The sequence below is a fragment of the Streptomyces sp. NPDC048462 genome, from assembly GCF_043200175.1.
Lineage (GTDB): Bacteria > Actinomycetota > Actinomycetes > Streptomycetales > Streptomycetaceae > Streptomyces.
Genome location: NZ_JBICXG010000078.1, coordinates 1 through 1,058, shown reverse-complemented (window position 1 = coordinate 1,058; position 1,058 = coordinate 1). Strand labels below are relative to the sequence as shown.

At 64.5% G+C, this 1,058-nt stretch carries 1 protein-coding gene; it reads left to right on the top strand.

The genetic code is table 11. The annotated features are described in order from the left end of the window. The coding region (locus tag ACGFU6_RS39325; protein ID WP_393617419.1) for an AMP-binding protein at window positions 1-1,058 on the top strand (1,058 nt) is incomplete at both ends.

The window sequence follows — 1,058 nt, the reverse complement described above, 5'->3', positions numbered from 1 at the left end:
GATGACGTGGCGTGCGTGATGTTCACCTCCGGCTCCACCGGACGCCCCAAAGGCATCCTCTCCTCACACCGCAACCTCGTATCCACCCTCACCGCACAGACCTACGCACACTTCGGACCCGGCCAGGTCTTCCTCCAATGCTCACCCGTCTCCTGGGACGCCTTCAGCCTCGAATTCTGGGGCGCCCTCCTCCACGGCGGCACCACCGTCCTCCAACCCGGACAAAAACCCGAACCCGCACTCATCACCGAACTCACCCAACGCCACAACGTCACCATGCTCCAACTCTCAGCCAGCCTCTTCAACTACCTCACCGAACAACACCCCCAAGCCTTCACCACCGTCACCACCGCCTACACCGGCGGCGAAACCGCCTCCCCCACCCACATCCACCACCTCCACCACACCTCACCCCACACCACCGTCATCAACGGCTACGGCCCCGCCGAATCCATGGGATTCACCACCACCCACACCATCACCCCCACCAACCAACCCCACACCACCATCCCCATCGGAACACCCCTCACCAACAAAGCCGCCTACATCCTCGACACCACCCTCCAACCCACCCCACCCGGCACCACCGGCCACCTCTACCTCACCGGCCACGGCCTCGCCCACGGCTACCTCAACCGACCCGACCTCACCGCCACCCACTTCATACCCAACCCCTACGGACCCCCCGGCACCCGCCTCTACCACACCGGCGACCTCGCCCACTTCGACCACCACGGCCACCTCCACTACCACGGCAGAGCCGACAACCAAATCAAAATCCGCGGCTTCCGCATCGAACCCGCCGAAATCGAAACCGCCCTCCTCACCCACCCCCACATCACCCAAGCCACCATCACCACCCACCACAACCAACTCTCCGCCCACATCGTCACCACCACCACCACCGACAACATCCGCCAGCACCTCACCAACCTCCTCCCCGACCACATGATCCCCACCTACCTCACCCCACTCGACCAACTCCCCCTCACCCCCAACGGAAAAATCGACACCCACGCCCTCCCCGAACCCACACCCACCACCTCCACCGGAGGCCG